The organism is Pseudomonas sp. A-R-19 (assembly GCF_019956575.1).
Lineage (GTDB): Bacteria > Pseudomonadota > Gammaproteobacteria > Pseudomonadales > Pseudomonadaceae > Aquipseudomonas.
The window spans coordinates 130,470-154,666 of record NZ_JAHBDR010000126.1 but is presented as its reverse complement, the minus strand read 5'-3'; the positions used below and the strand labels follow the sequence as shown (position 1 = coordinate 154,666).

The window sequence follows — 24,197 nt, the reverse complement described above, 5'->3', positions numbered from 1 at the left end:
GTTCGGCGCCTCTGCACTGGGACACGACTGCTAAGCTTATCCACAATTGCTGAAGCAAAAATCAGCAATCCGCCCTGGGTCAATTTTCAATCGGCAGGGTGGGTCAGTTTTCAATCAGCGCCGACACTCTGTATCCCCGCGCTGTTTTGCAAGCCTGAACATTTCCAGGGCAGCTTCTTCGAGGGAATATGCAGCGGCTTTCAAGTCGCGGCGTAACTCTTGATTGGGTTTGTTAAGTGCCATGACAACCTCCTGCCAATCCCTTCCGCGATCATTGGCAGTGGTCAGCCTTCGCCGGCGGGACTACCTGGCCTGCACCGATTTCTTTAATCCAGCCATCTAACCGATTCTCACCTTGCTGGAAGATTGTGATCATCCTTCGAAGCGCCTCAGCGTCTGGTCCATTACCTGCGTGGCTTAGCCGCTCGGCAATCCGAACTAACTCCACGGCCGACCACTTCAGATCAGAGGCGACACCCTGCAGATCGCGCTTCAGGTCCTGCACTGGTTTGTTGAGCCCCATCATCACCCCTTACAAGTCCCCACAACACTAATCCGATATTCAGCTGCGAAATTGCACTCTACTTGATCACCCGCTTGCATTCGACCTGACCAGTCATTTGCATTCGTTCTGACCACCGATTGCATCGGATTTGACCAGCACGCTTTGTAACCATGATCGGCAGAGAACGGCCAGAAGCGGTCAGTAGCTCAAAACACTTAAAAACCACTGGTTGCTAAAGTAATCAGGATCCGAAAATAGCTCACTCGGTCGAAGGTACGGATGCTTTGCTGCCCAAGCGGATTAGTTCATTGGAGAAACACAGGCCGACGATGATCAGTGCCGCTCCCGCGTACAGGCTTTCGCGCGGTACTTCATTGAGCGCCACAAACGCCAGCAGGGCGGCGAACAGCGGCTCGGTCAGTTCCAGCGCCTGCACTTGGGATGGCTTGAGATACTCGATGGCCTTGGTGGTGCAGAAGAAGCCCAGGATTGTCGGCAGCGCGGCCAGCGCCAGCAGCGCGGCGATCGCCAGCGGCGACAGCTCGCCGATCACGAAATCATCGGCCGCGGCCGGCATCAGCAGGTACAGGCTGCCAAAGAACAACAATTGTCGGGTGAAGTGCAGTCCCCCCGACACGCCCATCCGCTTCATGGCAACCGAAAACGCCCCATAGCCGCAGCCGGCCATGGAGGCTAGCGCAGCACCTTGCAGGGTAAAGCCCTGCTGCAGGTCGGCGCCGAAGATCACCGCGATCCCGGCGATAGCCAGTGCGGCGCCCACGGTCGCGTTCGCGGTGATGGCATCTTTGAGAAAAATGCGCCCCAGAATGATCGAGGAAATTGAGGCACTGGCCATCAGCACCACCACCACACCTGCCGCAGCGTAGTGTCGATAGGCGGACGTTTCGAAATGGAACAGCACAAAGATGCCAAGGAATGCGCAGATAGCCGCCTGAGTCCATTTGGTCGACGCCGCCGGGCGCTTGAGGACAAATAATAAGATCGAGAGCAGCACGCATCCCAGTACGGTCTTGATGACAGCGACACTGCTAGCGGTGAAACCATTACTCATGAGTACTTTGCTGAGTACACCGATCGTAGCGTTCAGTGCCGCAGCGGAGAGTGCAAATATGACGCCTTTGCTGAAAGTAGATTGCATTGATGACGATCCCTGTCGCTGAATTGTCGTTCGATAGAATGCCGCCCTACATCGACGGCGCAAAGTTTGAGGATACGAAGATCCCATCGACCCCAGTATTTATTGTGGCATAAGCTGGATCGTCCAGTAGGATGCCATTCGCCTTCTTGTCGCCGCCAAGGGAGAAGTCAGAGGGCCTGGCCCTTGGCTATGCAATTTGAGTTGACGAACATTGCAGTGTGCTGCAAAGACTGACGTATATCCGGTTTGGATATTCCATGCATATTGGCAAATTGCTCGACCGCCGCTGTATCAAAACGAGTGGTCTGGATAAAGTCCAAGGCTTCGGGTTTTGTATTCAAAAACCGCGCGACGGGAGGAATACTCAGTAGCAACTTCAACAATCGGAGTGAAATGTAATGCTTGGGAGACTTTAAGCCCAAAGGTTGTGCCACCTGTACCAGGAGTTCTCGCAAGTTCGGTGTTTGGTCATCAAGCGCCAGCAGTTCCTGGCCCACCATGGCAGGATCAAAAGCACAAACCGCCACCAGCTCAACCAGGTAATCCACGGTGACCAGTGGCAGCCAGTGCTCGGCGGTACCGGGCACTGCAGTCAGCTTTCTCTGCACAAGGTTTCGTATCAGCTCCACCAGCGGCTGACCGTCAAGGATATGCCCAGTGCGGCTGTGGCCACAAACCGTCGCGGGGTGGACAACGGTAATCTCCCCGCCCTTGGTGGACATGACCTCCAGGGTCGCAAAATGCGCCTCCAGCTTGCTCCCCTCGTAACCACCGACATGTCGGTAGACGGCAGGCCAATTCGTCAGCTCCGGATAACGAGGATCAATTCCGATGCGTTGCAGATGTTCATGATTTTTCAGCATGTAGCCGCCGATCATCACTAGCCGGCTTTTTTGCTCAGCCGCCAACAGCGCCACGCGCTTTGCCCCTTCCACATTTACCGCACGAGAATGCTCCACTGAAAGCCCCCATGCGAAGTGGGCGCCCAGGTGGAATACGACGCTGGCGTGCCTTAGTACTTCTCGGTCAGCAAGACTCAGCCCGAGGTTGTCCCGTTCCAGATCGCCAGCTACGGCAAATACCCGGGTTGCACACCCTCTCAAATTGTCGACTTGCTCACGCAGTGCAGCTAGTCGCTCCGGGCGACGCATCAACACCCGAATGGTGTGACCTTTTGCACTCAGGTTCGCCACCAAATGTTGACCGATGAAACCGGTACCCCCCGTGACAAAGCACTCCACGCTCATTTCCCTGTTCCTTGTTTAAGGTGAGGAACCAAGCGTAAGCTATCAACCCAACTCTATGGTCAAGCGGTGTTTTCATGAAAATCGGCGAACTCGAGGCCCGCAGCGGTGCCAGCCGCCATACGCTACGTTACTACGAGCAAATCGGCCTGATCTCACCACAGCGGCGAACTAACAACTATCGCGATTACACAGCGCAAACTCTGCAGGATCTGGACTTTATCCAGCGCGCGCAAAGCATGGGGTTTTCCCTGGGGGAAATAGGCGAGATTCTGGATGCGCAACGGAACAAGCTGATCGATTGTGCTGACGGCGCCAAGCTAATTGAAAAGAAGATGGCGGAAATCAAACAGAAAATCGCCAACCTCCAAAGTATTTATCGGTATCTGGATGAAGAGCGTGCAAACCTCGAAGCCAGTGCTGCCAAACAACTTGAGCTTCAGCAGTTGAACAACTCTTCCAACTGAACGGTCAGCATCTAGAGAGCGGAAGCTGCAGCCTGCTTCAAGTTTCAAGTTTCAAGTTTCAAGTTTCAAGTCCCCTTATGCATTTTCTAAAGCCTTCTGGCCAGGCCCTGGACAGCAAACGTCCGCCCAACAGACCTTGCGTGGTTAAACGGGCGCCCATCTATGCGGCAGCAACTCGGTAATCTGTATCCGTCCGGCGGTGTCCTCTAGCCCGCCCTGAAAAGCTATGGTATCCGTCCTTTGGGCGAGTCGGCGAAACAGAGTGACTCGTCTTCTCACCTGCTACACCGGAGCACGCTAAACCTAGGTCAGATTCAACCCGCCGTCTGAGAGGAGTATCTCGCCGGTTAAGTAGTCCGACTCGACCAGCATTACAACAGCTTTTGCGATGTCGTCTGGGCTAGCGGCCCTGCGCATAGGTGCACGAGTTCGCCACAACTCTTGAGCACCTGTCCACTCTGCGGTCAGAGGCGTGTCGACCAAGCCAGGCGCCACAGCGTTTACGCGAATTTCTGGCCCCAGCGATACCGCGAGCAAGCGGGTCATGTGATTAAGCGCAGCTTTGCTTACCGCATAGGGAATCGATGCACCCTTAGGACGGATACCGGCATGCGAACTGATGTTTACGACGCAACCTGCTCGACGGTCACGGGCGGCATCGCGTAATGCCGACTCGGCCAATGCGACTAGGTGGAACGGCGCCACGACATTAACCTCGTTAAGTTCGTGCCACACCGTCGAGTTGGCCGAGGCAAGGTCGCAGTGCGGAATGACTCTGCTAATACCGGCGTTATTGACCAATACGTCGAGCTGCCCCCACGCGGCGATCGCCTCGTTAATAAGCCTGACCCTGTCAGCTTCGAAAGCAAGATCAGCTTGCACGTAAATAGCCTGCTTCATTTCGGCAACCATTGCGCGTCCCGCATCCGCAGAATTTCGCGAATGGAGCACCACCGCATAGCCTGCACGGCTTAGTACACGTGCAATGGCTGCGCCGATACCGGAAGTGGATCCTGTAACCAACGCGACGCGTAATACGTTATCGATTGTCGGATTGGGTTTCATATGGATATCTCGAATTGGTTGCTAAAAAGCCATCACCGTAGCACCAAGCGGGCAACGTCGGCGTCTGGCGGTCACGATAGGCAGGTATCCATTTTCAAATCAGGTTGGCGCTTATTCTGCGGCGCAAAGCTACGCTTTTCATTGAGACGTCCGGCTGTACGTATTCTTGGACGACTTGGGCTTTAAAAGGTTTGGGGCAAGAAGTTCTCTGACGCATGGAAATCCTGGCGATAATGGCGAAGGTGTCCACGTACTTTTAAGTGAAAAACACCGCCTTTGTCACAGCTATCGGCTAGGTTTATGCGTCCGACACCACGCCTTGCGTGATGAAACCGGTTGCCACTTATGCGGCAACAATTGATCGACTTCACTCACCCGCTGCGTCGGCAGGCGCGTGAGCACGCCCTTTAAATACGCATACGGTTCATGGATGTTAAGCCGTGCCGACTGGTTCAAACTGATAATCGCAGCCGCACCTTTGCCGCTACGTAAGGAGCCCGGGAATAGCCAGTTTGAAAGCCCAAAAAGCCCATGGCCGGATTTGATTTCCCCATCAGTGAATTGCTCCGGATTTGCTAGACACATAATGTCTGCTTTGGGTTGATTCTGTTGAAAAAGTCGGATTTTCAGCTGGCCTGAACTAAGGCACGACCACCATCGGAGAACCTACTCACCACATCGAGTGGTTTCTCGGCTCTTCGTTGACCTTTGCTGCTCTGTTATTGGGTTAATTTGAGGTTTTTTGCTTCGTGCAGGCGCACCTATCCCGTGGCAGGTGGCCCTTGAGATGTAAATTTGGCCAGCCGTCGCAGGTTCTGCACCGCAGCGGCCAGCGTGAATTCATCAGTCGCGCCACTCATGCCACGTAGTCGCAGGCGATCCAATTTCAGGATGCGCTTGAGGTGGGCAAACAACATTTCGACCTTCTTACGTTCGTGGCGAGAGCGCACGTACCCAGGTGTCGCTGCGATTCGCCGAGCCACATCGCGCGCGGCTTCATGGACGCTGCGGGCGATCTTGCGGCACGCAGTGTTCGGGCAGCACTTGGCTTTCATCAGACAGGCAACGCAGTCGGTCTGCCGGGATCGGAAGATAATGGTGTTGGCTTTGGTGACGTGTGAACGCTCATTTTTGAAGGCTCGCCATTCGCTGCGCAATGGGTTTCCGGCCGGGCAGCGGTATTCCTCAGCCTCTTCATTCCAGTGGAAATCGTTGCTCGAAAAACTGTTGTTCTTGCGCTCGGTTTTGTCCCACACCGGCACATGCGGCTCGATGTCTTTTTCCTCCACCATCCAGGCCAGCATCGGCGCGGTGCCGTAAGCGGTGTCGCCAATAAGGCGCTCCGGCTTGATGTCGAACTGCGCTTCGACCCGTTCGATCATCGTCTTGGTGCTCTCGACTTCTGCGGTTCGATGAGCCGGTGTGGGTTCCACGTCCATGATCACGCCGTGCTCGGTATCGATCAGATAATTCGTGGAATAAGCGTAGAACGCTGGGCCACCTGGAGCTGCGGTCCAGCGGGCTTGAGGATCAGTCAGCGATAGGCGCTTCGGTAGCGTTTCGGCCAGAGCCTCTTCATCGAGTGCCTCAAGATACTCACGCACGGCGCGGGTGCTCAGGGCCGGATCGTTCCAGTTGACCGGTTCATCACCCGGTACACCGCGCTGCCGGCTGGCATCCGCTTTGATGATGCTGGCGTCCACGGCAAAGCCTTCGCCCTTGACCAGGCCGGCGTCCATGCAACGACGCAGCACTTCGTTGAACAGCCAGCGAAACAAATCGCTGTCCCGAAAACGGCCGTGCCTATTTTTGGAAAAGGTCGAGTGATTGGGGACTTCATCTTCAAGGCTTAACCGGCAGAACCAGCGATACGCCAGGTTCAAATGGGCTTCTTCGCACAGCCGACGCTCTGAGCGAATGCCGTAGCAATAGCCCACGATCAGCATGCGGATCATCAACTCAGGGTCAATCGACGGACGCCCAATTGGGCTGTAAAAATCGGCGAGGTAATGGCGCAAGTCGCTCAGATCGAGACACCGATCAATGCTACGCAGAAGGTGATTGGCGGGGATGTGGTCTTCAAGGTTGAACGAGTAAAACAGCCGTTCCTGCCCACTCGATAACTGTCCCATCATGCTGCGTGCTTCCCTGCTGGCCAATGCAGAGATTTTGCCGCAGGCCAGACAGGGGAGCTACTTTTTCAACAGAATCGGCCGATTTCTGCCTGTCGCCACAGTCAACTTTAGGTCGTCCTCTACCGGTCAAAAATTAGGAGCGTGAGCAAGCGCAATTCAGGTGAATGTTGAATGCAAACAGCTAGATAGAACTAGGTAATTAGCCACCAGTCTCAGCCAGCGTGAGATGAGCTAGGCTTCCGGCAACATTTCTCAAGGATGACCGTCATGCTAGATAGCTCAGACTGCAAGATCGCGACGGCTGACGCTCTGACATTGCTACTCCACAATCAACACGCCCTAGGTGCAGCAATAGAAGAAATAACCAAGTGGCTTTTAGAAAATGGGGTTGGCAGTGTTGCCGCTAATGCGATATCGGCCATGGAAACGCTGGACACAAATGCTCAAGCCATCACAGATTCCATAATGAGGATACGCCAGTCTTAGGATCACTCAGTGCAGTCTAAGGCTGCCCTCTGATCTGAATCGGTCCCTGATTTTATAGGCACATTTGACCGATAGTGGAACGAGTAGCGACGGCCTAGCACGACCGTCACAATGAATGGTCAGACTTCCGTCTGCTCCGCCATTTCCAAGGCATCATCGACCTCGACTCCCAGGTACCTAACAGTGCTTTCAAGCTTCGTATGACCTAGTAAGAGTTGGACGGACCTCAGGTTCTTTGCCCTGCGATAGATCAAAGAAGCCTTGGTTCTCCGAAGCGTGTGAGTACCGTACATGGTTGGATCAAGGCCAATGGCTGCCACCCAATCTTTGACTATTCGAGCGTATTGTCTGGTGGAAAGATGGTCTGAGGCGTGCAACCAGCTCGGGCACAAGAAATCCTCGCCGCGAAGGCACTTTTGAGCAGGAAATCAGCGCAGGGGCAATCGTGCCGTTCCCCGCCTATGACCCTGCCCTGCGTACCCGTTATGCCTTCAGCCACCTGAAAGAGCGCTCACTGCCACCCGCGGTAGAGATTTAGAGCCAGTCTCTTACGGGCTCTGCTTGGAGATATGTGGCGGATACGTGGAGGTTCATACCCGAAGAGGAAAACGTTCCTCCCTATTAACGATGCAATCGTGCACGCCTCGCACCCGATGCTCTTGAACACCCCGCGTTGGAGCACTCTACGTTAATTCCCCTCCCTCTCGACCAGCGGATAATCGAAATCCTCAGTGGGGCAAAAAGTGGGGCAAAAATCAGCTCCGCGCAAAAACAATAAATCATAAAAAAATCCAGTCACCGCTAAGTGACTGGATTTCTTTAAGAATAAATGGTCGGGACGGAGTGATTCGAACACTCGACCCCTAGCACCCCATCTCCTCTGACCGCCAACGATGCCGGCCGAATCCTCAGGGAGGATGGCAATCTGGCCGGTCGACTCTCAGTCCGCAAGGACGGCGTGACAGTCAGCTTTTTCTATCGGTATCGGTGGGGTGACCAGAACAAAGAGTACGCCTGCGGCGTCCTGGCCACGCAAATCCCTGACGGACATCCGCAAGGCCCGCAATCAGGCTCGAGCGCTCATTGATGAGCAGATCAATCCCAACGAGCAAACGAAAACAGCCAAGGCACAGGCATACGCCACTGCTAAGGTAGAGGCCGGACAAGTAAAGACGTCAATGGATACGTCCTGGTGTTCATTGTGCATCAACCGTCTTGCTTCATTCAGTCGCAGCCATTTTTGGTACTGCAGAGGGCTCATTGCGGCGAGTTGACGGAAGTGGTGGTGAAAGGTCGGAGTGCTCATCTGCACACAGGCCGCAAGTTCATCGACGCGAAGCGCCGAAGCATGTCTTGCGGTTTCGGTGGAAGTTACGCTCTGAAATTGGACGTAGCCATGCATTGAGCGGTGAAAACACCTTTTTTGCGCGCTGCCACATCAAATCTGAGCCCTGAACCTTCTGCGCAAAACACGAATTTCAATCTCAGACGCGCACTTTTTTGCAGTGGAAACCGAAGCCAACTTTTTCCACAGAATCGACCAAGAGCAGTCATCCAGCGATGGCAATGTTGATGAGTGGGGGCTATGGAGTTTGTGGCACCAACCTCGACATAGCCCATCGGCTACATGGGTCAAAACCGTAGCCGTTCTCTAGTATCAGGACGCAGAATTGATTGTGCCAATGGCGTTAACCATGCGGTTGAGCGGCTGCCACTCAGTAGAACAGCAGGGGATGTTCTAGGGGGGTAAGCAGCAGCTTTTCAAGGCTCAGTGCGGCATCTTCGGGATAGAGGGTGTTGATGCTGAGCCTAGGTTCGGTCATGTAGGCCGCCGGGCCAAGTGCGCCAACCATCTGGCTGACGCTGTAGAAGCCCCTGACCATTCCCTGATGCTGAATTTTGACTTTGAAGCTGGCTCTGGGCTCGAGCCTGGAGGCGCGTATTTTCCAGTCAGCTGGAACGTTGGGGTAGTCAAGAATGCGCTTCAGGGTCTGATTTTCCTGATCGCTGCCGTTGAGCATGACATGCTGCTTGAACGCCATGATCACCAACGACAATGCGTCTTGCCATTCCTCGCTCAGCGCGCCATCGCTGCCGTCGTTGAACAGAAAGTCATACAAGTTGACAGTTTGCCTGAGCCGCTCGGTATCGACTTTGTCCTGATAGAAGCCTACCCAGGCCTTGTTGACCATCAGGATATTGCCCGCGCCATCAGTCAGGGTGGATGGATACGGATCCAGTGTCTGCAATGTTCTGAGCATTGCAGACCTTAACCACTTGAGATCCGGGCTGTGAAAGTCCTGCGCTATTTCATTGGTCGCGTAGCCCGCAGCAATGCGCAGATGGCTGCGATCCCTGCGGCCAAGCTTTAGCGCGTCCGCGATGTGGTCGGTCAGCACCTCACTTGGCTTGCTTATCCCGTTTTCCAGGCGACTGACATGTCGAGTCGAGGTGCCGACCATTTCGGCCAGTTGCTCCTGGCTCAGCCCGAAGACTCCGCGCCAGAACCTGAGAAAGTCAGCAAAGCGCTGTAAGTGTTGTGTCTCGGCCATGTCCATTGTTGCGAGAAATCCCTTCTATCAGACATCCCATGTCGTGGTGACTGGGGCCGGCCTCGGCAAAATGGGCGGGTCTCGTCCATTCTTCGCGGAGTAATACCATGGCGGCCTCCATACTAAACGTCAGAGATCTGCATTTCTATCTGTTCGAGTTGTTCGATGCGCAAGCCCTGACCGCCCGCCCGCGCTATGCCGAGCACAGCAAGGAAACTTATCTGGCGGCCATCGAAACCGGGCGCAAGATCGCGCAACGCTACTTCCTGCCAATCCGGCAGAAGGTGGATGTGCAACAGCCTACGTTCGACGGCAAGCAGGTGCACATGCTTCCCGAGATCAAACCTGCAATCGATGCAGTTATCGAATCTGGGCTCGCTTGCCCGGAAGCCGATTATGAATGGGGTGGCATGCAATTGCCGACCATTGTTGCAAGTGTGGCCACTTCTTTCCTGTCAGCTGCTGGCAGCACCACACTGGGTTACACCAGTCTGACCAATGCCAACTGCAATCTTATCGAGGCCCACGGCACGCCCGAACAGGTCGAGAAGTGGGTCGTGCCGATGCGTCAGGGCCGGTTCGCCGGAACCATGGCCATGACCGAGCCGTCGGCGGGCTCGGGGTTGGCAGACCTGACGACCAGCGCGACCAGGACTGAAGAGGGTCGTTACCTGATCTCTGGCAACAAGATCTTCATTTCTGGCGGTGATCACAACCTTAGCGAAAATATTGTTCACCTCGTCCTGGCAAGGATCAAAGGCGCGCCCAAGGGCATCAAGGGCGTATCCCTGTTCATTGTTCCCAAGTATCTGGTCGATGAAACAGGTGCGGTCGGCAGCCGCAATGATGTGAGCCTGGCTGGCTTGTTCCACAAGATGGGTGGGCGCGGGCAAACCTCCTGTGCGATCAACTTCGGTGAACAGGGCGGCTCGATCGGCTACCTGGTAGGTGAGGAGAATCAGGGTATTCGCTACATGTTCCACATGATGAATGAGGCACGCATCATGGTCGGAACCAGCGCCGCACTCACAGCTTTGAGCGGTTATCAGTACTCCCTCGACTACGCGAAGGAGCGGCGACAGGGGCGTTTACCTTCGTCCAGGGATCCGCTCTCTGCGCCCGTGCGAATCATTGAGCATGCGGATGTGCGGCGCATGCTGTTGGCACAAAAGGCCTATGCCGAAGGTGCCTATAGCCTGTGTCTGTTTGGTGCACAACTGGCTGACGACGTGCGCACTGCTCCTGACGAGGCCGAGCGCAGAAGCGCAAAGGTACTGCTGGATTTCCTGACGCCGATCATCAAGTCCTGGCCATCCGAATATGGTCCGCGCGCCAATAGCCTGGCGATTCAGGTGTTGGGTGGACATGGCTATACCAATGAGCATCCGGTCGAGATGTTCTACCGCGACAACCGCCTCAACTCGATCCATGAGGGCACCTATGGCGTGCAGTCGCTTGACCTGCTCGCACGCAAGGTGCCCGCCGACAATATGGCCGGATACACGAACTGTATCAGCAGGATGCGTGACGACATTGAGACGGCCACCCAGCACCCGGCATTGCAGGAGCCTGCGGCTGCGCTTCTGGTCGCCATTCAAGTGCTTGAGGAAACCACCGGTGCTGTTCTTGGCGGCATGCAGAAACTGCACATCGACTTGGCGCTGGCCAATTCGGTCAAGTACCTGGAGCTGTTTGGCAACGTGGTTGTGGCCTGGATGTGGCTCAAGCAAGGCATAGCCGCGAGCGCTGGCCTGGCCAGGGATCCGCATGAGGATGACCGAAACTTCTACCTGGGCAAGTTGCAAGCCCTCAAATACTTCTACGCCTACGAACTGCCAGAGATACAGGTCTGGAAACAGATTCTGTGCGACTTCGAAGATGCCTTCTACATGGCCCGAGAAGAGTGGTTTTGATGGCTGCGGCGTACCTGGTTTGTCCGTTGAATAACCGTATCAATCGCAGAGGTTTCATATGAGTCAGCAAAGTATCGATTTCACTGGGCGTGTCGCCATCGTCACCGGAGCCGGAAACGGACTCGGACGCTCCCATGCGCTGGCATTGGCCAGGCGCGGTGCCAAGGTGGTGGTGAATGATCTGGGAGGCGCCCGTGACGGCGCGGGTAACTCGTTGCAGGCTGCAGACGAGGTGGTCGCGCAAATCCAGGCCATGGGCGGCGAAGCCATTGCCAACGGCGCCAACGTTGCCAACTTCTCTGAAGTCGAGGCGATGGTCGCGCAGGTCATGGAGCGTTGGGGGCGGGTCGATATTCTGCTCAACAACGCCGGAATACTTCGCGATAAAAGCTTCTCCAGGATGGACCTGGCCGACTTCAGGCTGGTGATGGACGTGCACCTGATGGGCTCGGTCAACTGCACCAAGGCCGTCTGGGAAATCATGCGGGCGCAGAACTATGGGCGAATTGTCATGACCACCTCCTCTTCCGGTCTCTACGGCAATTTCGGTCAGTCGAATTACGGTGCGGCCAAGATGGCGGTTGTAGGGCTCATGAATACTTTGGCGCTGGAGGGACAGAAACACGATATCCGGGTCAATGCGCTGGCCCCCACTGCCGCCACCCGCATGACCGAAGATCTATTGGACAAGACGGTACTTGAACTCTTGACCCCTGAGTCGGTTACCGCAGGCGCGCTAATGCTGTGCCACGAGGGTGCACCGCAGCGCACGATCCTCTGTGCCGGTGCAGGTGGCTATGCCACTACGCGGATTTTCGAGACCAATGGCGTGTTCCTCCCACCTGCCTTGCAGACCCCTGAGAGTGTGCTGGCGACCTGGGACGTTATCTGTGACACCACAGATCAATGCGCCCTGGAGGCGGGCTTCAAGCAGACAGAGAAGTTCCTGTCCAAGGCTGCCGCCAGCTTCGGCAATCAATGAGATCGCACGCCTGAGCGGCGCATCCAATTCAATTCCTGCGCTTGTCCGGTTGACGGACGGGCGCGTTTTTCTCGGAGGCAGTATGCAGGATTTATTCAGTTTGCAAGGTCGGGTGGCGCTGGTCACCGGTGGGGCGCGAGGGATTGGCGCGATGATCGCGCGGGCGTACCTGCAATGCGGGGTCAAGGTGTACATTTCATCGCGAAATCAGGATGAGCTGGCGAATTTTACCAACGCTGTTGCAAGCCTTGGCGAGTGCGTTGCGATCCGTGCTGACCTCTCCAGCCTGGAGGGCATCGAGTTTTTGGTCGATGAGATTGGCAAGCGTGAGTCCGGCCTGGACATCCTGGTTAACAATGCCGGCGCCACTTGGGGCGCGGAGTTTTCCGTGTATCCAGAGGCGGGTTGGGACAAGGTTGTGGATCTGAATCTGAAGTCACCGTTCTTTTTGACGCAGCGTCTGCTCGGGCTGCTCAAAACTGCGGCTAAAGCAGAGACTCCGTCCCGGGTGATCAATATTGCCTCGGTCAACGGCCTGGTAAATCCCGGAGTCGATAATTATGCGTACTCTGCCAGCAAGGCCGGCCTGATTCACCTGACCCGGCATCTCGCGGTTGATCTGGCTCCCGCTCATATCAATGTCAACGCCATCGCGCCCGGCTTTTTTCACACGAAAATGACGGCTTACGCGGTTGAGCAAGATATAGGCTCAATCATGGCCACGGTCCCGAGGGGGCGTCTTGGCAATCAGGACGATATGGCTGGCGCTGCCATCTTCCTGGCATCCAGGGCCTCTTCCTGGATCACCGGACATACGCTGGCGCTGGACGGTGGTCTGGTCGCAGCCGCCGGTTGATCAAATAGATTTCAGCGATACTCATGAGACTCTGTGACAAGCCGCAATAGAAAGCCCCCTCCGCTGGCAGCGGAGGGCTCACGGATAACAGCGTCAGCTTTGGCGGGTTGCCTTACTTTGGATCAACACCCAGTGTTCCTATGAAGTCGACCACGGCTTGCCGTTCTTTGTTATTGATCTGGGTAGCAATGGCTTGCATCCACTTGCCCTGGATATCGGAATACTCATCTGCCCCCCGCCAACCCTGAGCGTAATTGTTCAGCTGCTGATCGATATACCAGCCGTCAAGGATTCGCAAATCAGGTGCCTGCAGGTGTGCATAACCTTGGGCAAATTGGCCGTGGCAAGCCGCACAGGTATCCTGATAGCGTGCTGCGCCAACTTTGGCAGTGGCACTGTCAGACTGTGGTGCCTTGGCCAGTTGCAGACCGGCGTAGTGCGCGGCCAGACTGGCAAGTTGCTCTTCACTGAGGCTCAGGGTAATCGCACGCATGCTCTGCCCCGCCTGATCCTGTTGGGCATAGCCGCGCCGGCCGGCTTTGAAATTCAGCAACTGACGAGCCAGATATTGTACGTTCTGCCCCGCCAGGCGCGGTGCGCCCAACGCCTGATTACCCTGGCCTTCTGCGCCGTGGCACACCGCACAGGTTGCACTCAGTGCTGCAGTGGGCGCCTCCGTCGCCTGGGTGGCGAGCGGAGCCAGAAACAGTAAGGCCAGGCTGGTCATCTTATTCATCTGCGAATGCTCCACTGTGCTGCTGTTGCTCACGCTGAACGATCTGTTCAAGCAGATGCGCTTGAATGACTGATGGGCTGGCCAGGGGATACTGACGCAAGGTGCCTACTTCAGCAGCGGTATAGGGTTGAAAATCCGCCGGTATCTGTGCCGCACTGAAGCTGCCGAGCATCCAGTTCAGCAAGCGTGCCAGATCAGAATCGGGCAGCGCCGTCTGGGCGGTGCCCGGCACCTGCACCAGATACTCGCGACCGCCCGGGACACTGAGAAAGCTGCCCATCCGATTACGCAAATCTGGCACCTGTCGTGCGGGAAAGCCGCTGCCATCTGGTAAATGGCAACCCTGACAATTGAGCATGTAATCGACCTGAGCCGGCTCGGTCGCCCAACTGCAGCTGCTGGACAGGAGAAGCCCCAGAGCAACTGCGCGAATCATTGTTCCTTCACTCCGATCACGACCGACAGCGAGCAGTGATAAGGCACATTCGCCTGGCTGCCGGTACACCAATTGAGATCGTTCGAGCTCTGCGGCCGATAGATCGGCGTGTCGCCCTGATCTCGCTGGCAGATGCAGCGCCCACAATTACTTTTGCCACAACAGTCGTTGTAGGAAATGACGTAGTCCTTGCCGTCCGTAGGGTTTCGGCAGGTGCCGATCCAGGTGATGTCCGACTTCACGGTGCCAGGCGGACAACTGCTAGCCGTGCCACCACAACATCCACAGAGAAAACCGTCGATCGCACAATGTCTCCAGTAGTCGCAGCTATTGGGATTGCCTTCTTCAGCAATGCCCGTGGAGGCAAAGGCACTGTTGCGATAAACCGGCAGCAGCGTAAAGGCGCCCGCACCGATCAACAGGGTGCCCAGGCCGCCGAGAAAACCTCGACGCGACGTGCTGCGAGCGGTCTGTCGGGTGAGTTTTTCGGTCACTTGATCAAGCCAATTGTTTTCCATCGTCATTGCCCTCGATGCGTGTGCCTGGCAACTCAGCCATGTGCCGCATGAAATTGTTGAACCGTGGCGTAGCCGAGGCTTTTCGCCTCGAACAGGCTGTCCAGATGTTCGCGGGTATTGATCAGGCCGTGTGCGGTCACCTTGCCCGAGGCATCAATCAACACCCCATAGGGCAGCTTGGCGATCTGGTAAGCCATGCCAACCTCGGGAGAGAGCAAATACGCAAACTCATTCAGCCCTTCACGTCGAATGAAGGACAACTGTTCGGCTTCGTCACCATCACTGGCCAGGATCACGCGTAGCCAGGCTCGCTCCTTTGCCTGGGCCGACTTGAGCACCGGCAGCAAGGTCTTGCACACCGGGCACGTCGGCGAAAGGAAGAACAGCAGTGTGGAGAGTCCGCCAGCATCGACGCCAGCCAGACTCAATGCACCGCCGGTCAGGCTCGGCAGATTGAAGACTGGCGCCTCATCCCCGACCTTGATCACCTTGCCCAGCGACAGCGCCCCTACCGGGCGGATGCGTTCGTGCAGCAGACCAATTTGCCGGGTCAGGGCCAGCACCGTCACCAACAAACCGATGATGGCCAACCAGGAAAGGCTAATGGCAACAACCAGTGCTTCAATCATAGAGAGAGTTCTCGGGCAGAGTTTTGGTTGGCAATCAGGGTATTGGCCAGAAGGTAGAAGGCGCTGCCGGTAAGCACCACGCAGCCAATCACCAGCCAATCGTAGAAAACCAGGATGCGGCCGCTCGGCGGCAGCAGCAGATTCAGGGTGAGGAGCATGAGAATCAGGTTGCGCCATACCAATGGCCAACTGACTGCCTGGCGGCGGGCGCCTGCCTGGCAACCGCAGTCGGCAATGCGCCGGCCCTGCAACAGGCTCTGCGCCATTGCAAGCGCATAGGTCAGCAACAACGCCGCCGCGAGCCACACAACGAAGGGCTGCCGGAAAGCCAACAACCCGCCGGCGGTGACTATCTCAAGCCAAGGCAACAGCAAGGCGACAGGACGAACCAACCCTTGCGCAAGCACGTCATAGCTCTGCAACACCGCCGTGAATCCAAGCGTGTCGCGTAATTTGTGCCAGCCTGCAACCCCCAGCAGCAGGGCCATGCCGGCACTTATGGCGGTCAACCAGACCGGTTCGCCGAGCAGGCCGATCACCATGGCAGCACCATGTTCAGATATCCATAAGGCAGCCCGGTGATGGTGCGCAGGTGCGCACCGCTCTCGACATCGTAAAGATTGATGTCCTGCTGCAGACGACGCAGCACACCATCCTGGCCCTCGGTTAAATAAATCCAGGCACTGGCCAGCCAGGGCATCTGCAGCACCCAGTCCACGCTGTAAAGTCGTGGCTGGACGCCGGGACTGACGCCGATAGAGATGCTCTGCTCCGCCAGTTTGATGGTCTGGATTTTTTTGCCCTGGTTCGCATCGAAGACCCAGACTTCGGTGCCCGGCTCCTGGAAGGTGTCTGGCCCGCCTTGGTGCATCAACACGAACAATCGGCCGCTCGCTGCATGTACGGCGGTGTGCTGAATGCCGCTCATGCGCCAGTCGTCCTTGCGCTCATCCCCGCTAAGCAACGACCACTGCCGGGACACGCGCAACTGATCCGGGCCCATCTGAATGGCATACACCTGACTTTCGCGAGAAACGAAATACCAGGTGTCACCTATCCGCGAAGCCGAAGTCGACAGCAGATCCTTGAGCGGATCGAATAACGGTTTGCTGCGCTGCTGGATCAGTACCTGACCTTGTTCTCCCAGGCGCAGGTGAAGAAATCCGCCGTCGCCGCAGATGGCATAGAAGTCACGCTTGCCGGCCGGATAGATCGAGGCGCAGCCGGGTGTCTCCACCTCGCTGACAAAACGATCGGCATCCAGATCGACGATACTGATGGACTGCGCCGGGGTAAAATTGAGCACCAGGAGAAAACGCTCGTCGTCCGACAACACACTCAAACCCGTATTGCCCAAGGCGTTGATGCGCTTGGACGGAATCGGGATCTCCCGTTTGGGCGCGAGGGTCAACGGGTCATAGACCGTCACCATATCGCTGCGGGTTCCACGGGTGCCGCGACTGAAATAGGTTTCGACGGAAAACAACTCATTACGCGACTGCGCAGGCAACAGGCTGTTGAACCAGAAGCCGGTATCAAGCTGGCCCAGCATCTTGCCGCTGTCATCGAACAAAAAGGCTCGACCATCGAGCTGCGTCGGCGCTCGATTGCCCCATACCCAGAACCAATGCTGACCGTCATGGGCTGCCAGGGTTTCGACCCTGGCCTGCTCCACCGCAATATCAGCCAGTGCCAAGGGCAGTTGCAGTGAAGTGCCCAGCATGAAATAGCACGCTAAACGTTTGAACATATCGACATTACCTACCTACCCAGAAGCTATTGAAGTTGGCTGCGATCGGGGTTTTCTCGCTGTGTATGACGGTGGGCCTATGCCATTCCCTTCTTGCGCGCCAGGGCGCGATACACATAGAAAATCTCTGTAAAAATCAACGACCAGGCCAGGGTTTCAATCACCCACTTATTGAAAAACACCGCAGTGTCTTCATTGGGCAGAACCATGAAGTCCTGGATAGCGGCGACAAACAGATTCAGGACGATAAGCACGATCATCAACCAGCCGTGCAAGATCAGCTTGTATTTGAATGCTTGCTGCACGATACAACCGCAGAAGATTAAAAAGAGTACGGCTGCCAACATTGAAGCGACCGGCAATGCCGCCCGCATGAAGTCCAGCGTTTCAAAGCCGTAACTGAGAACAAGCGCGACGACAAAAACCAGAATCTCCTTACCTTTGGACAATTCAAAGTTATGCGTCACTTTCATTAATCCGATGGCACCAATAACGGTGACACCAAATAATTTTGAGAACGTATCCAGGTAATGCCAGACATAGGCGGAAAATTCAAAGACACCGGCCTTATCTAAAATCACGTTGGTTGCAGACACGGCCAGAAAGAACCACTCGTAGCCCAACATATCGTTTTTCAACTTGAGAAGGCGGTATCCGTAATAAAACCCGACCCACACCAGGGACGAAACAGCCGCGTAAATCATCATATCTCTGCTAGACATTGCCGCTGTCCTTTTTGTTTTGACCGGGAGGATTTGATTACCCACCGGCACTGCAGCCTATGGGCTGGCTTAAACAGCGCCAGCGCAGGTCATCGGCCTCCTCGGCAAACGGGAATAACCTGATGGCCGTAGTGTCAGATCAACGCCCAGCCAGGTGTTACCCAATATCCGCATAGAGTAAATTGCGTTTATTGGCTAACGCTGGCACTGCCAATCGCTTAGGCTGCGCGAGACCGATCGTCAGTGCACTTTCAGCACGATGGGCGATTACAGGAGTAGTGGTGATACGCGCCGCATGGGATAAAGGCGCTTAGTGCTCGGCGGAGTAACCGCCAGGAATCGTATGTTGTCCAAGGAGATTGCCAGTGAACACCAGCGGCGGCCTTTGCTCCCCTACTCCATTGATCGCGACTGATCCCGTCGTCGTCAGCGTTGCAGAACTGCATGACGTTGATGACTATGGCGCGACCCTGCCTGGCTGGTCCAGCGAGGTCCAGCAGTTGAGCAACGGATTCTTTGCCGGACGCTGCAGCCTGGTGAGCTTTGCCGGCATGCAACTGTTTCGCGAAATCACCTCCCAGCGCATGTGCGTTAAGTTCGCCACCAAAGCTAATTCGCGCTCCATTGCCCTGCCGCTGTCGTTGTCCCAACCTGCCCTGTTCAGTGGCACCGAAGTCAATCACCGGGAAATCGTCTGCTTTGCCGAGGATGAAACCTTTACCTACTACACAGCACACTCAAGCGACTTGCTGACCCTAAGCTTCGACACTGATGTCTTTACTGCCTATGCCGATCAAATCAAAGATGCCGATGTCGCTCGCAGCCTTGATAAAACCGCCTTTCTAAAGGTCATGCCAGATCAGGCTGCGCAGCTGCAAACATTTCTGCAAACCGTACTGACCGTTCTGCTCAACAACCCAGGCGCCTTGCAGCACCAGCATGCACAGGACTCACTGACCGAATCCATTTACACACAAGTGCTCAAGTTGCTTGGCAACGGCGACAAACTGTGCGCATTCGCCATGCCCAAACATCGCTATGCCCTGGTTGCACGGGCGCGTGAATACCTGTTTCACGACCCCCAGGGTGAGAGCTTCACCATTGCCAGGCTTTGCCACTACCTGGGAGTTGGCTCACGCACCCTGGAATATGCATTCCAGGACGTCCTGGGCATGACCGCAGTGGCTTACTTACGCGCATTGCGACTCAACTATGTGCGGCAGGACATCAAGTCTGGCGGGCCACAGACTTCCGTGCTGGATATTGCTGCGCGCTGGGGATTTTGGCATCCGTCGCATTTCAGCGCAGATTACAAGCGCCTGTTCGGCGATCTGCCATCCGAGACGCGCCGACGTTATGCCAGTTAACGTGATGTTGCTCCTGACTAACCAGCCCGCTATTCCTGTGCACTAACATTTCGCCCAGTGCGATACTTTTGAATATAAAGCTATTTACCAATTGGATAATAGCGCTGGAGCACTCAGTGACCGGCGCTAATTCTGCACGCGCGCAACACATGTCGCCGAAGCATCGGTTAAGTGCGCCCGGCAATAATTCAAACATCGTAAACACTGCGATTTTTGGCTAACGCCTGCGCCACAACCACACAAATAATCGAACCAACACGTTGCAATGCGCATTGAGACTTGATGCACCACTACAACTTGCGCGGGCGTCAGTGGTCATTCCATCGTTACCGGCAAGGCTGAATATTTAATCAATCATCAGGACTTATTGACTGTGAACAAAACAAGCAGAGTGCTCATTCTGGGTGCCACGGGAAATATTGGTGGACTGACCGCTCAAGCACTGGCGGTAAAATACCCAGCTATAAACTTACGTCTGACCAGCAGCCGCGACGCCGGGTGCGACTTACTGCGTGCCCTGCATCCACAGGCTGAAGTACTTAAGGCCGACTGGTACGACCCCGGTAGTCTGCCCACCGCTTTTACCGACGTAGACAAGGTGTTTATTGTCTCGCCGGATTTTTACACCGACGAAAGCATCGTCACCCCCAACCTGATTAGCGCCATTCAGGAAGCCGGCTGTGTTGCCCAGGTATTGCGCTTGATCTCCCTCCCGCCAGGGCTGACGGCTGATCAATTGGAGCCGGACATTCTGGCCACCCGCTGTGGGGCCAACCTCTCGGTTGTCGCGAAGCCACTGTTTGATGCCAGTGGCTTACCCATGACCTACCTCAATGTTGCCAGTTGGTTGATGTTCAATGTGCCCTGGTTCCTGGCTGCCGAGGTGAAACAACACCGGCGCCTGGCCATGCCGCAGGCCACCCATGCATCACGCCTGTGGTTGTCTGAGTGCGACGTTGCCGCAGCAGCCGCCAGGATCCTGGCAAGCGATGCCGCACTCCATGTGGGTCACGAGTATCTGCTCACCGGCACTGAGCGCATCGACTTTACCCAGCTCGCCGAGCTACTGGGCGAAGTGATCGGTGAGCCGGTCACGCTGGTGGACGATGAGCAGCCCCTGCGCACCGCCACCGGAGAGGCCTTTGATTTGCTCATGACCTACTTCCGGCACGAAACCCGCGATTACCTCGACATTCCTGTCACCGACAGCTTTGCGCAGTTGACCGGTCGACCTCCCATGGCCTTGCGCGACTATCTGATAGCCAATCGAACCCTGTTTATCTGATTCACTGGCGCCGCTGGAAAGCTGTGCGAATGCCGCCCAGCCCTGCGCTCCGACCTCTAACAATAATAGGAGACACCTCGTGAATAGCATGTTCAAACGGACTTTGCTGTTTAGCGCCCTGCTTGCATGCTGGGGCCTGAGCACGGCACAGGCGGCCACTTCAGCTGAACTGGAGCAACTCGGCAAAAAACTCACCCCCTTCGGTGCGGAGCGGGCTGGCACCGTGGATGGCAGCATCCCGGCCTGGGAGGGAGGCCTGGCCCGTGCCCCGGCTGGCTGGGAGCCCGGCCATGGTGACCCCTATGGGGCTGACAAGGTGCTTTTCAGCGTCAATGCACAGAATCTCGCTCAACATCAGGCAAAGTTGCCCGCCGGACAGATTGAACTGATCAAGGCCTATCCCGGCTACCGCGTGGACGTTTATCCGACCCATCGCAGTTGCACCTTCCCGGACGCCGTGGCGCAGCGCACCAAACAATTCGCCGCACAGAGCAAGGTTGGCGCTGACGGTTGGCAGTTGGAAGCCGCGGCCGGCGAGGCGATTCCGTTTCCGCTACCAGTCAGCGGTGTGGAGGCGATGTGGAACTACAAATTGCGCTACATCGCCAAGGGTCGGCAATTCGATGCCGCGTTTCTGATGCGGGACAAAGGGGGGACGCTGACGCAAGTCGAGCAGAAATCCTACGAGTTCTACCCCTATAACGACCCGGCCGTAAAAGCCCCGGCAGATACCGGCAATATCGAAGCCATGCTGATGTATGACCTGCTTTCACCCTCGTCCCGGGCAGGCGAGATGTACCTGGTGCATGCGCAGTTGGATAAGCCGCAGGATGCCTGGATCTACTTCCCTGGCCAACGCCGCGTGCGGCGCGCACCCTCCTTTGCCTACGACAACCCGATTGCTGGCTCCGACAGCCTCTACTACGTTGACCAGATCAATATGTACACCGGTGCGCTCGATCGTTACGACTACAAGCTGGTCGGCAAAAAGGAAATGATTGTTGCGTACAACTCTTACAAGTTGGTCGATAAGTCGAACAACTATGAGCAGTTGATCGGTCAGGACTACCTCAATCGTGACGTGCAGCGTTACGAGCAGCACCGGGTCTGGGTGGTGGAGGCAACGGTGAAAGCTGACAAGCGCCACTCCCTGGCCAAGCGGGTGTTCTACTTCGACGAGGACAGCTGGGCATTGCTGCACGTCGATATGTTCGACGCCAAGGGCAATCTTTGGCGTGCCCAGGAAGGCAGCGTCTGGGCCAATCCACAGATCCAGGCATGCACCTCCATCGAGTACGTCAGCTATGACCTGATCGCCCGTCGCTACATCGCCGACGGCTTTACCCAGGAAGGCAAGGTGCTCGACCTGACCGCAGGCCTCGAAGGCCGGGTCAACGACAAGATGTTCAACTCCGACGAACTGCGTCGCCGCGGCGAACGTTAAGTCCGACCTGAGGAAAAGCTCATGCATAACAAAAATAAAGGCGCGGCCCTTGCCGCGCCGGGCTTCCCGCGTGTCAAAAACAACCTGCCCCTGGTGATGATGGCGGCCTGCGGCCTGGTCTGGAGCGCGCCGGGCCACGCGTTTCGCTTCGGCTCGGACGCGGGGATATCCGGCAGCCTGGATTCGAGTCTGTCCTATGGCTTCGCTCAGCGCCTGGAGCCGCAGGACTGCCATATCCTCGGCGGCGACAGCGGTGGCTGTAACAACGGCACCCAGACTCAGACCGGGCGCTTCTACAATCTGAGCAAAGGTAATGGCTACGCCAACGCCGATATCAGCTACAGCAATGCTGACGATGGCAACCTCAACTACAACAAGCACGATGTCTTCTCCCAGGTGATCAAGGGCAACCATGAGTTGAGCTTGAAACTCGGTGAGGGTTGGAGCGCACTCGGCCGGGTCGCCTGGGCGAAAGACTTCAAGATGGATGACACCCGAAACACCGACCTGGACAACGACGCCAGGCGCGAAGCCACCGAGCGCTTGGAGTTGCTCGACCTCTGGGTGGCGAAGAGTTTCGACCTGGGTGAGATGCCAGCCAAGGTCAAGGTCGGCAACCAGGTGATCAGCTGGGGCGAGGAAATCTTCGTGACCGGTGGCATCAACCAGATCAACGCCATCAACCTTGCGAACTACCACACCCCCGGCACCCAATTGAAGGAGGTGTTCATCCCGGCACCTATGGTTTCGTTCAACCTCGGGCTGAGCGAGACCCTCAGCGTTGAGGCCTACTACCAGTTCAAGTGGAACGCCTATGGCATCGACCCGGTGGGCACCTACTACTCGGGGAGCGATGTGGTGGGTGAAGGCAATCTGCCGATCTACCTCTCGACCAGCTTCGTCAACAATGTCTTCAGCCCCTTGCTCGGCCTGACTTGCGCCGACCTGACGCCCACGGGACGCTGCGGCGCGCCAGGCATCAGCGGCCTGAGCGACGAACAGATGTTCGCCACGGGGCTGGCGATTCCCTACGCCGGCAGGCGTGAAGCGAAAAACAGTGGGCAGTACGGCATCGCCCTACGCTGGACGGCGGAGGAGATCGAGACCGAGTTCGGCGTGTTCTACCAGCGCTACCATGACAAGTTGCCCTTCGTCGGCTACACGGCCACCCGCTCCCCCGATACCCTGCTGGTCGACAACTACTTCATCAACTACGGCGAAGACAAGAATCTGTTCGGCCTGTCGATGAACACCATGGTGGGACCGGTGGCTGTCGGCGCGGAGCTGTCCTACCGGCCCAACGACAGCGTGAGCATTGATCCCCTGGTGCCCTTTGGCGCCGCCTTCACCGGCCAGTTCAATGAATTCAGCGTGTACGACAACGGCGTCAGCAAGGGCTATGTCGAAGAGAAGAAATGGCAGGCACATGTGAATGCCGTCTACAGCTTCTCCGCCAGCGACCCGCTGGGCTTCATTCCCAGGAGCCTGGGCGCCTCCGATGGCTTCCTGCTAGCCGAGGCGGTCGTCACACACTATCCGGATCTGGACACCTCGGGCGAGACGCCGTACCTCCTCCCGGACTATTCGCTGCCGGACAAAACCTCCTGGGGATACGTCGCCGAGATGGGCATCAACTACCCGAATGCGTTCGGTAGCGGTATCACCCTCACGCCGCAGCTGGACTTTTACCACGACGTCAACGGCACCACGCCGAACGCATCGCCGTTCGTCGAGGGCCGCAAGTCGCTGACCAGCGCCTTGCTGTTCAACTACCGCGACCGTTGGAAGGGTGGCCTGCAGTGGGTGCAGTACTGGGGCGGCGGCGACAACAACCTGATGACTGACCGCGATTTCATCAGCGGCAACATCTCCTACTCGTTCTGACCGCCGGCGTAAGGCGGGCCAGTCCCGCCCTGCTCCGTTCGCTTGGTAATTTCAGGAAGGCA

23 protein-coding genes and 4 pseudogenes are annotated in these 24,197 nt (G+C 56.5%); 11 read left to right on the top strand and 16 right to left on the bottom strand.

What is annotated here, in order from left to right:
- The coding region (locus KGA88_RS31375) for a hypothetical protein (RefSeq protein WP_223596793.1) at positions 1 to 216 on the top strand (216 nt) is incomplete at its 5' end.
- 55 nt (positions 217 to 271) lie between these two features.
- Here the strand turns inward: KGA88_RS31375 and KGA88_RS31370 are convergent.
- The 3 genes from KGA88_RS31370 to KGA88_RS31360 form a co-directional block, all read right to left on the bottom strand.
- Positions 272 to 523, bottom strand: coding sequence for a hypothetical protein (locus KGA88_RS31370; protein WP_223510980.1), 252 nt, complete (start codon positions 521 to 523; stop codon positions 272 to 274).
- 241 nt (positions 524 to 764) lie between these two features.
- The gene (locus KGA88_RS31365; protein ID WP_223510981.1) at positions 765 to 1,664 is read right to left on the bottom strand and encodes a DMT family transporter; all 900 of its coding nucleotides are present in this window, start codon (positions 1,662 to 1,664) and stop codon (positions 765 to 767) included.
- A 167-nt stretch (positions 1,665 to 1,831) separates the two neighbouring features.
- Positions 1,832 to 2,911, bottom strand: a complete 1,080-nt coding sequence (locus KGA88_RS31360) for an SDR family oxidoreductase (RefSeq protein WP_223596792.1) — start codon at positions 2,909 to 2,911, stop codon at positions 1,832 to 1,834.
- Between the two features lie 74 nt (positions 2,912 to 2,985).
- On the opposite strand from KGA88_RS31360, the gene KGA88_RS31355 reads away from it, so the two are divergent.
- On the top strand, positions 2,986 to 3,375 hold the full coding sequence (locus KGA88_RS31355) for a MerR family transcriptional regulator (RefSeq protein ID WP_218497785.1): 390 nt from the start codon (positions 2,986 to 2,988) through the stop codon (positions 3,373 to 3,375).
- A 303-nt stretch (positions 3,376 to 3,678) separates the two neighbouring features.
- Here the strand turns inward: KGA88_RS31355 and KGA88_RS31350 are convergent, their stop codons facing one another.
- The 3 genes and pseudogenes from KGA88_RS31350 to KGA88_RS31340 form a co-directional block, all read right to left on the bottom strand.
- Complete coding sequence (locus KGA88_RS31350; protein WP_110625626.1) at positions 3,679 to 4,440, bottom strand: SDR family NAD(P)-dependent oxidoreductase; 762 nt, start codon at positions 4,438 to 4,440, stop codon at positions 3,679 to 3,681.
- Between the two features lie 285 nt (positions 4,441 to 4,725).
- A pseudogene (locus KGA88_RS31345) lies at positions 4,726 to 4,987 on the bottom strand (transposase domain-containing protein); the annotation flags it as partial.
- Between the two features lie 214 nt (positions 4,988 to 5,201).
- Positions 5,202 to 6,575 (bottom strand): transposase, encoded by a 1,374-nt coding sequence (locus KGA88_RS31340; protein ID WP_218498467.1) that lies wholly within the window; start codon positions 6,573 to 6,575, stop codon positions 5,202 to 5,204.
- Between the two features lie 267 nt (positions 6,576 to 6,842).
- On the opposite strand from KGA88_RS31340, the gene KGA88_RS31335 reads away from it, so the two are divergent.
- The gene (locus KGA88_RS31335; RefSeq protein WP_223510931.1) at positions 6,843 to 7,061 is read left to right on the top strand and encodes a hypothetical protein; all 219 of its coding nucleotides are present in this window, start codon (positions 6,843 to 6,845) and stop codon (positions 7,059 to 7,061) included.
- Positions 7,062 to 7,180: 119 nt separating this feature from the next.
- Here the strand turns inward: KGA88_RS31335 and KGA88_RS31330 are convergent.
- Positions 7,181 to 7,480, bottom strand: a pseudogene (locus tag KGA88_RS31330) (tyrosine-type recombinase/integrase); the annotation flags it as partial.
- A 461-nt stretch (positions 7,481 to 7,941) separates the two neighbouring features.
- Here KGA88_RS31330 and KGA88_RS31325 point away from each other — a divergent pair.
- A pseudogene (locus tag KGA88_RS31325) lies at positions 7,942 to 8,239 on the top strand (Arm DNA-binding domain-containing protein); the annotation flags it as partial.
- A 2-nt stretch (positions 8,240 to 8,241) separates the two neighbouring features.
- On the opposite strand, the pseudogene KGA88_RS31320 reads toward KGA88_RS31325, so the two are convergent.
- Together KGA88_RS31320 and KGA88_RS31315 are read right to left on the bottom strand one after the other, a co-directional pair.
- Positions 8,242 to 8,412, bottom strand: a pseudogene (locus KGA88_RS31320) (helix-turn-helix domain-containing protein); the annotation flags it as partial.
- A gap of 364 nt (positions 8,413 to 8,776) precedes the next feature.
- The gene (locus tag KGA88_RS31315) at positions 8,777 to 9,619 is read right to left on the bottom strand and encodes a helix-turn-helix domain-containing protein (RefSeq protein WP_223596790.1); all 843 of its coding nucleotides are present in this window, start codon (positions 9,617 to 9,619) and stop codon (positions 8,777 to 8,779) included.
- A gap of 101 nt (positions 9,620 to 9,720) precedes the next feature.
- On the opposite strand from KGA88_RS31315, the gene KGA88_RS31310 reads away from it, so the two are divergent.
- The 3 genes from KGA88_RS31310 to KGA88_RS31300 all read left to right on the top strand — a co-directional run bounded on the left by KGA88_RS31310 (position 9,721) and on the right by KGA88_RS31300 (position 13,364).
- Positions 9,721 to 11,526: an acyl-CoA dehydrogenase gene (locus tag KGA88_RS31310; protein ID WP_223596788.1), complete on the top strand. Its 1,806-nt coding sequence runs from the start codon at positions 9,721 to 9,723 to the stop codon at positions 11,524 to 11,526.
- Between the two features lie 58 nt (positions 11,527 to 11,584).
- Positions 11,585 to 12,508 carry an SDR family NAD(P)-dependent oxidoreductase gene (locus tag KGA88_RS31305; protein WP_223596786.1) on the top strand — a complete coding sequence of 308 codons (924 nt, stop codon included), beginning with the start codon at positions 11,585 to 11,587 and terminating at the stop codon, positions 12,506 to 12,508.
- Between the two features lie 82 nt (positions 12,509 to 12,590).
- Complete coding sequence (locus KGA88_RS31300; protein WP_223596784.1) at positions 12,591 to 13,364, top strand: SDR family oxidoreductase; 774 nt, start codon at positions 12,591 to 12,593, stop codon at positions 13,362 to 13,364.
- A gap of 112 nt (positions 13,365 to 13,476) precedes the next feature.
- Here KGA88_RS31300 and KGA88_RS31295 read toward each other — a convergent pair whose 3' ends face one another.
- From KGA88_RS31295 to KGA88_RS31265, 7 genes are all read right to left on the bottom strand, one after another.
- A complete protein-coding gene (locus tag KGA88_RS31295) occupies positions 13,477 to 14,100 on the bottom strand; it encodes a c-type cytochrome (RefSeq protein ID WP_110660980.1) in 624 nt (207 codons plus the stop codon).
- Complete coding sequence (locus KGA88_RS31290; protein ID WP_110660981.1) at positions 14,093 to 14,536, bottom strand: hypothetical protein; 444 nt, start codon at positions 14,534 to 14,536, stop codon at positions 14,093 to 14,095. Before KGA88_RS31290 ends, KGA88_RS31295 begins: the two co-directional genes overlap by 8 nt.
- Positions 14,533 to 15,060, bottom strand: a complete 528-nt coding sequence (locus KGA88_RS31285) for a methylamine dehydrogenase light chain (protein ID WP_411740880.1) — start codon at positions 15,058 to 15,060, stop codon at positions 14,533 to 14,535. Before KGA88_RS31285 ends, KGA88_RS31290 begins: the two co-directional genes overlap by 4 nt.
- Positions 15,061 to 15,086: 26 nt before the next feature.
- On the bottom strand, positions 15,087 to 15,683 hold the full coding sequence (gene mauD / locus KGA88_RS31280) for a methylamine dehydrogenase accessory protein MauD (protein WP_159996661.1): 597 nt from the start codon (positions 15,681 to 15,683) through the stop codon (positions 15,087 to 15,089).
- A complete protein-coding gene (locus KGA88_RS31275) occupies positions 15,680 to 16,225 on the bottom strand; it encodes a MauE/DoxX family redox-associated membrane protein (protein ID WP_223596782.1) in 546 nt (181 codons plus the stop codon). The genes mauD and KGA88_RS31275 overlap by 4 nt, the downstream gene beginning before the upstream one ends.
- A complete protein-coding gene (locus tag KGA88_RS31270; RefSeq protein WP_223457176.1) occupies positions 16,219 to 17,433 on the bottom strand; it encodes an amine dehydrogenase large subunit in 1,215 nt (404 codons plus the stop codon). Before KGA88_RS31270 ends, KGA88_RS31275 begins: the two co-directional genes overlap by 7 nt.
- Positions 17,434 to 17,510: 77 nt before the next feature.
- Positions 17,511 to 18,155, bottom strand: coding sequence for a hypothetical protein (locus KGA88_RS31265; protein ID WP_223596780.1), 645 nt, complete (start codon positions 18,153 to 18,155; stop codon positions 17,511 to 17,513).
- 365 nt (positions 18,156 to 18,520) lie between these two features.
- On the opposite strand from KGA88_RS31265, the gene KGA88_RS31640 reads away from it, so the two are divergent.
- The 4 genes from KGA88_RS31640 (at position 18,521) to KGA88_RS31245 (ending at position 24,135) form a co-directional block, all read left to right on the top strand.
- On the top strand, positions 18,521 to 19,522 hold the full coding sequence (locus KGA88_RS31640) for a helix-turn-helix domain-containing protein (RefSeq protein WP_223596778.1): 1,002 nt from the start codon (positions 18,521 to 18,523) through the stop codon (positions 19,520 to 19,522).
- Positions 19,523 to 19,895: 373 nt separating this feature from the next.
- Positions 19,896 to 20,807 (top strand): NmrA family NAD(P)-binding protein, encoded by a 912-nt coding sequence (locus KGA88_RS31255; RefSeq protein WP_223596776.1) that lies wholly within the window; start codon positions 19,896 to 19,898, stop codon positions 20,805 to 20,807.
- Between the two features lie 88 nt (positions 20,808 to 20,895).
- Entirely contained in the window at positions 20,896 to 22,251 is a 1,356-nt protein-coding gene (locus KGA88_RS31250) for a DUF1329 domain-containing protein (protein WP_110660166.1), read from the top strand.
- 21 nt (positions 22,252 to 22,272) lie between these two features.
- Complete coding sequence (locus KGA88_RS31245; RefSeq protein WP_223596774.1) at positions 22,273 to 24,135, top strand: DUF1302 domain-containing protein; 1,863 nt, start codon at positions 22,273 to 22,275, stop codon at positions 24,133 to 24,135.
- Positions 24,136 to 24,197 lie beyond the last annotated feature (62 nt).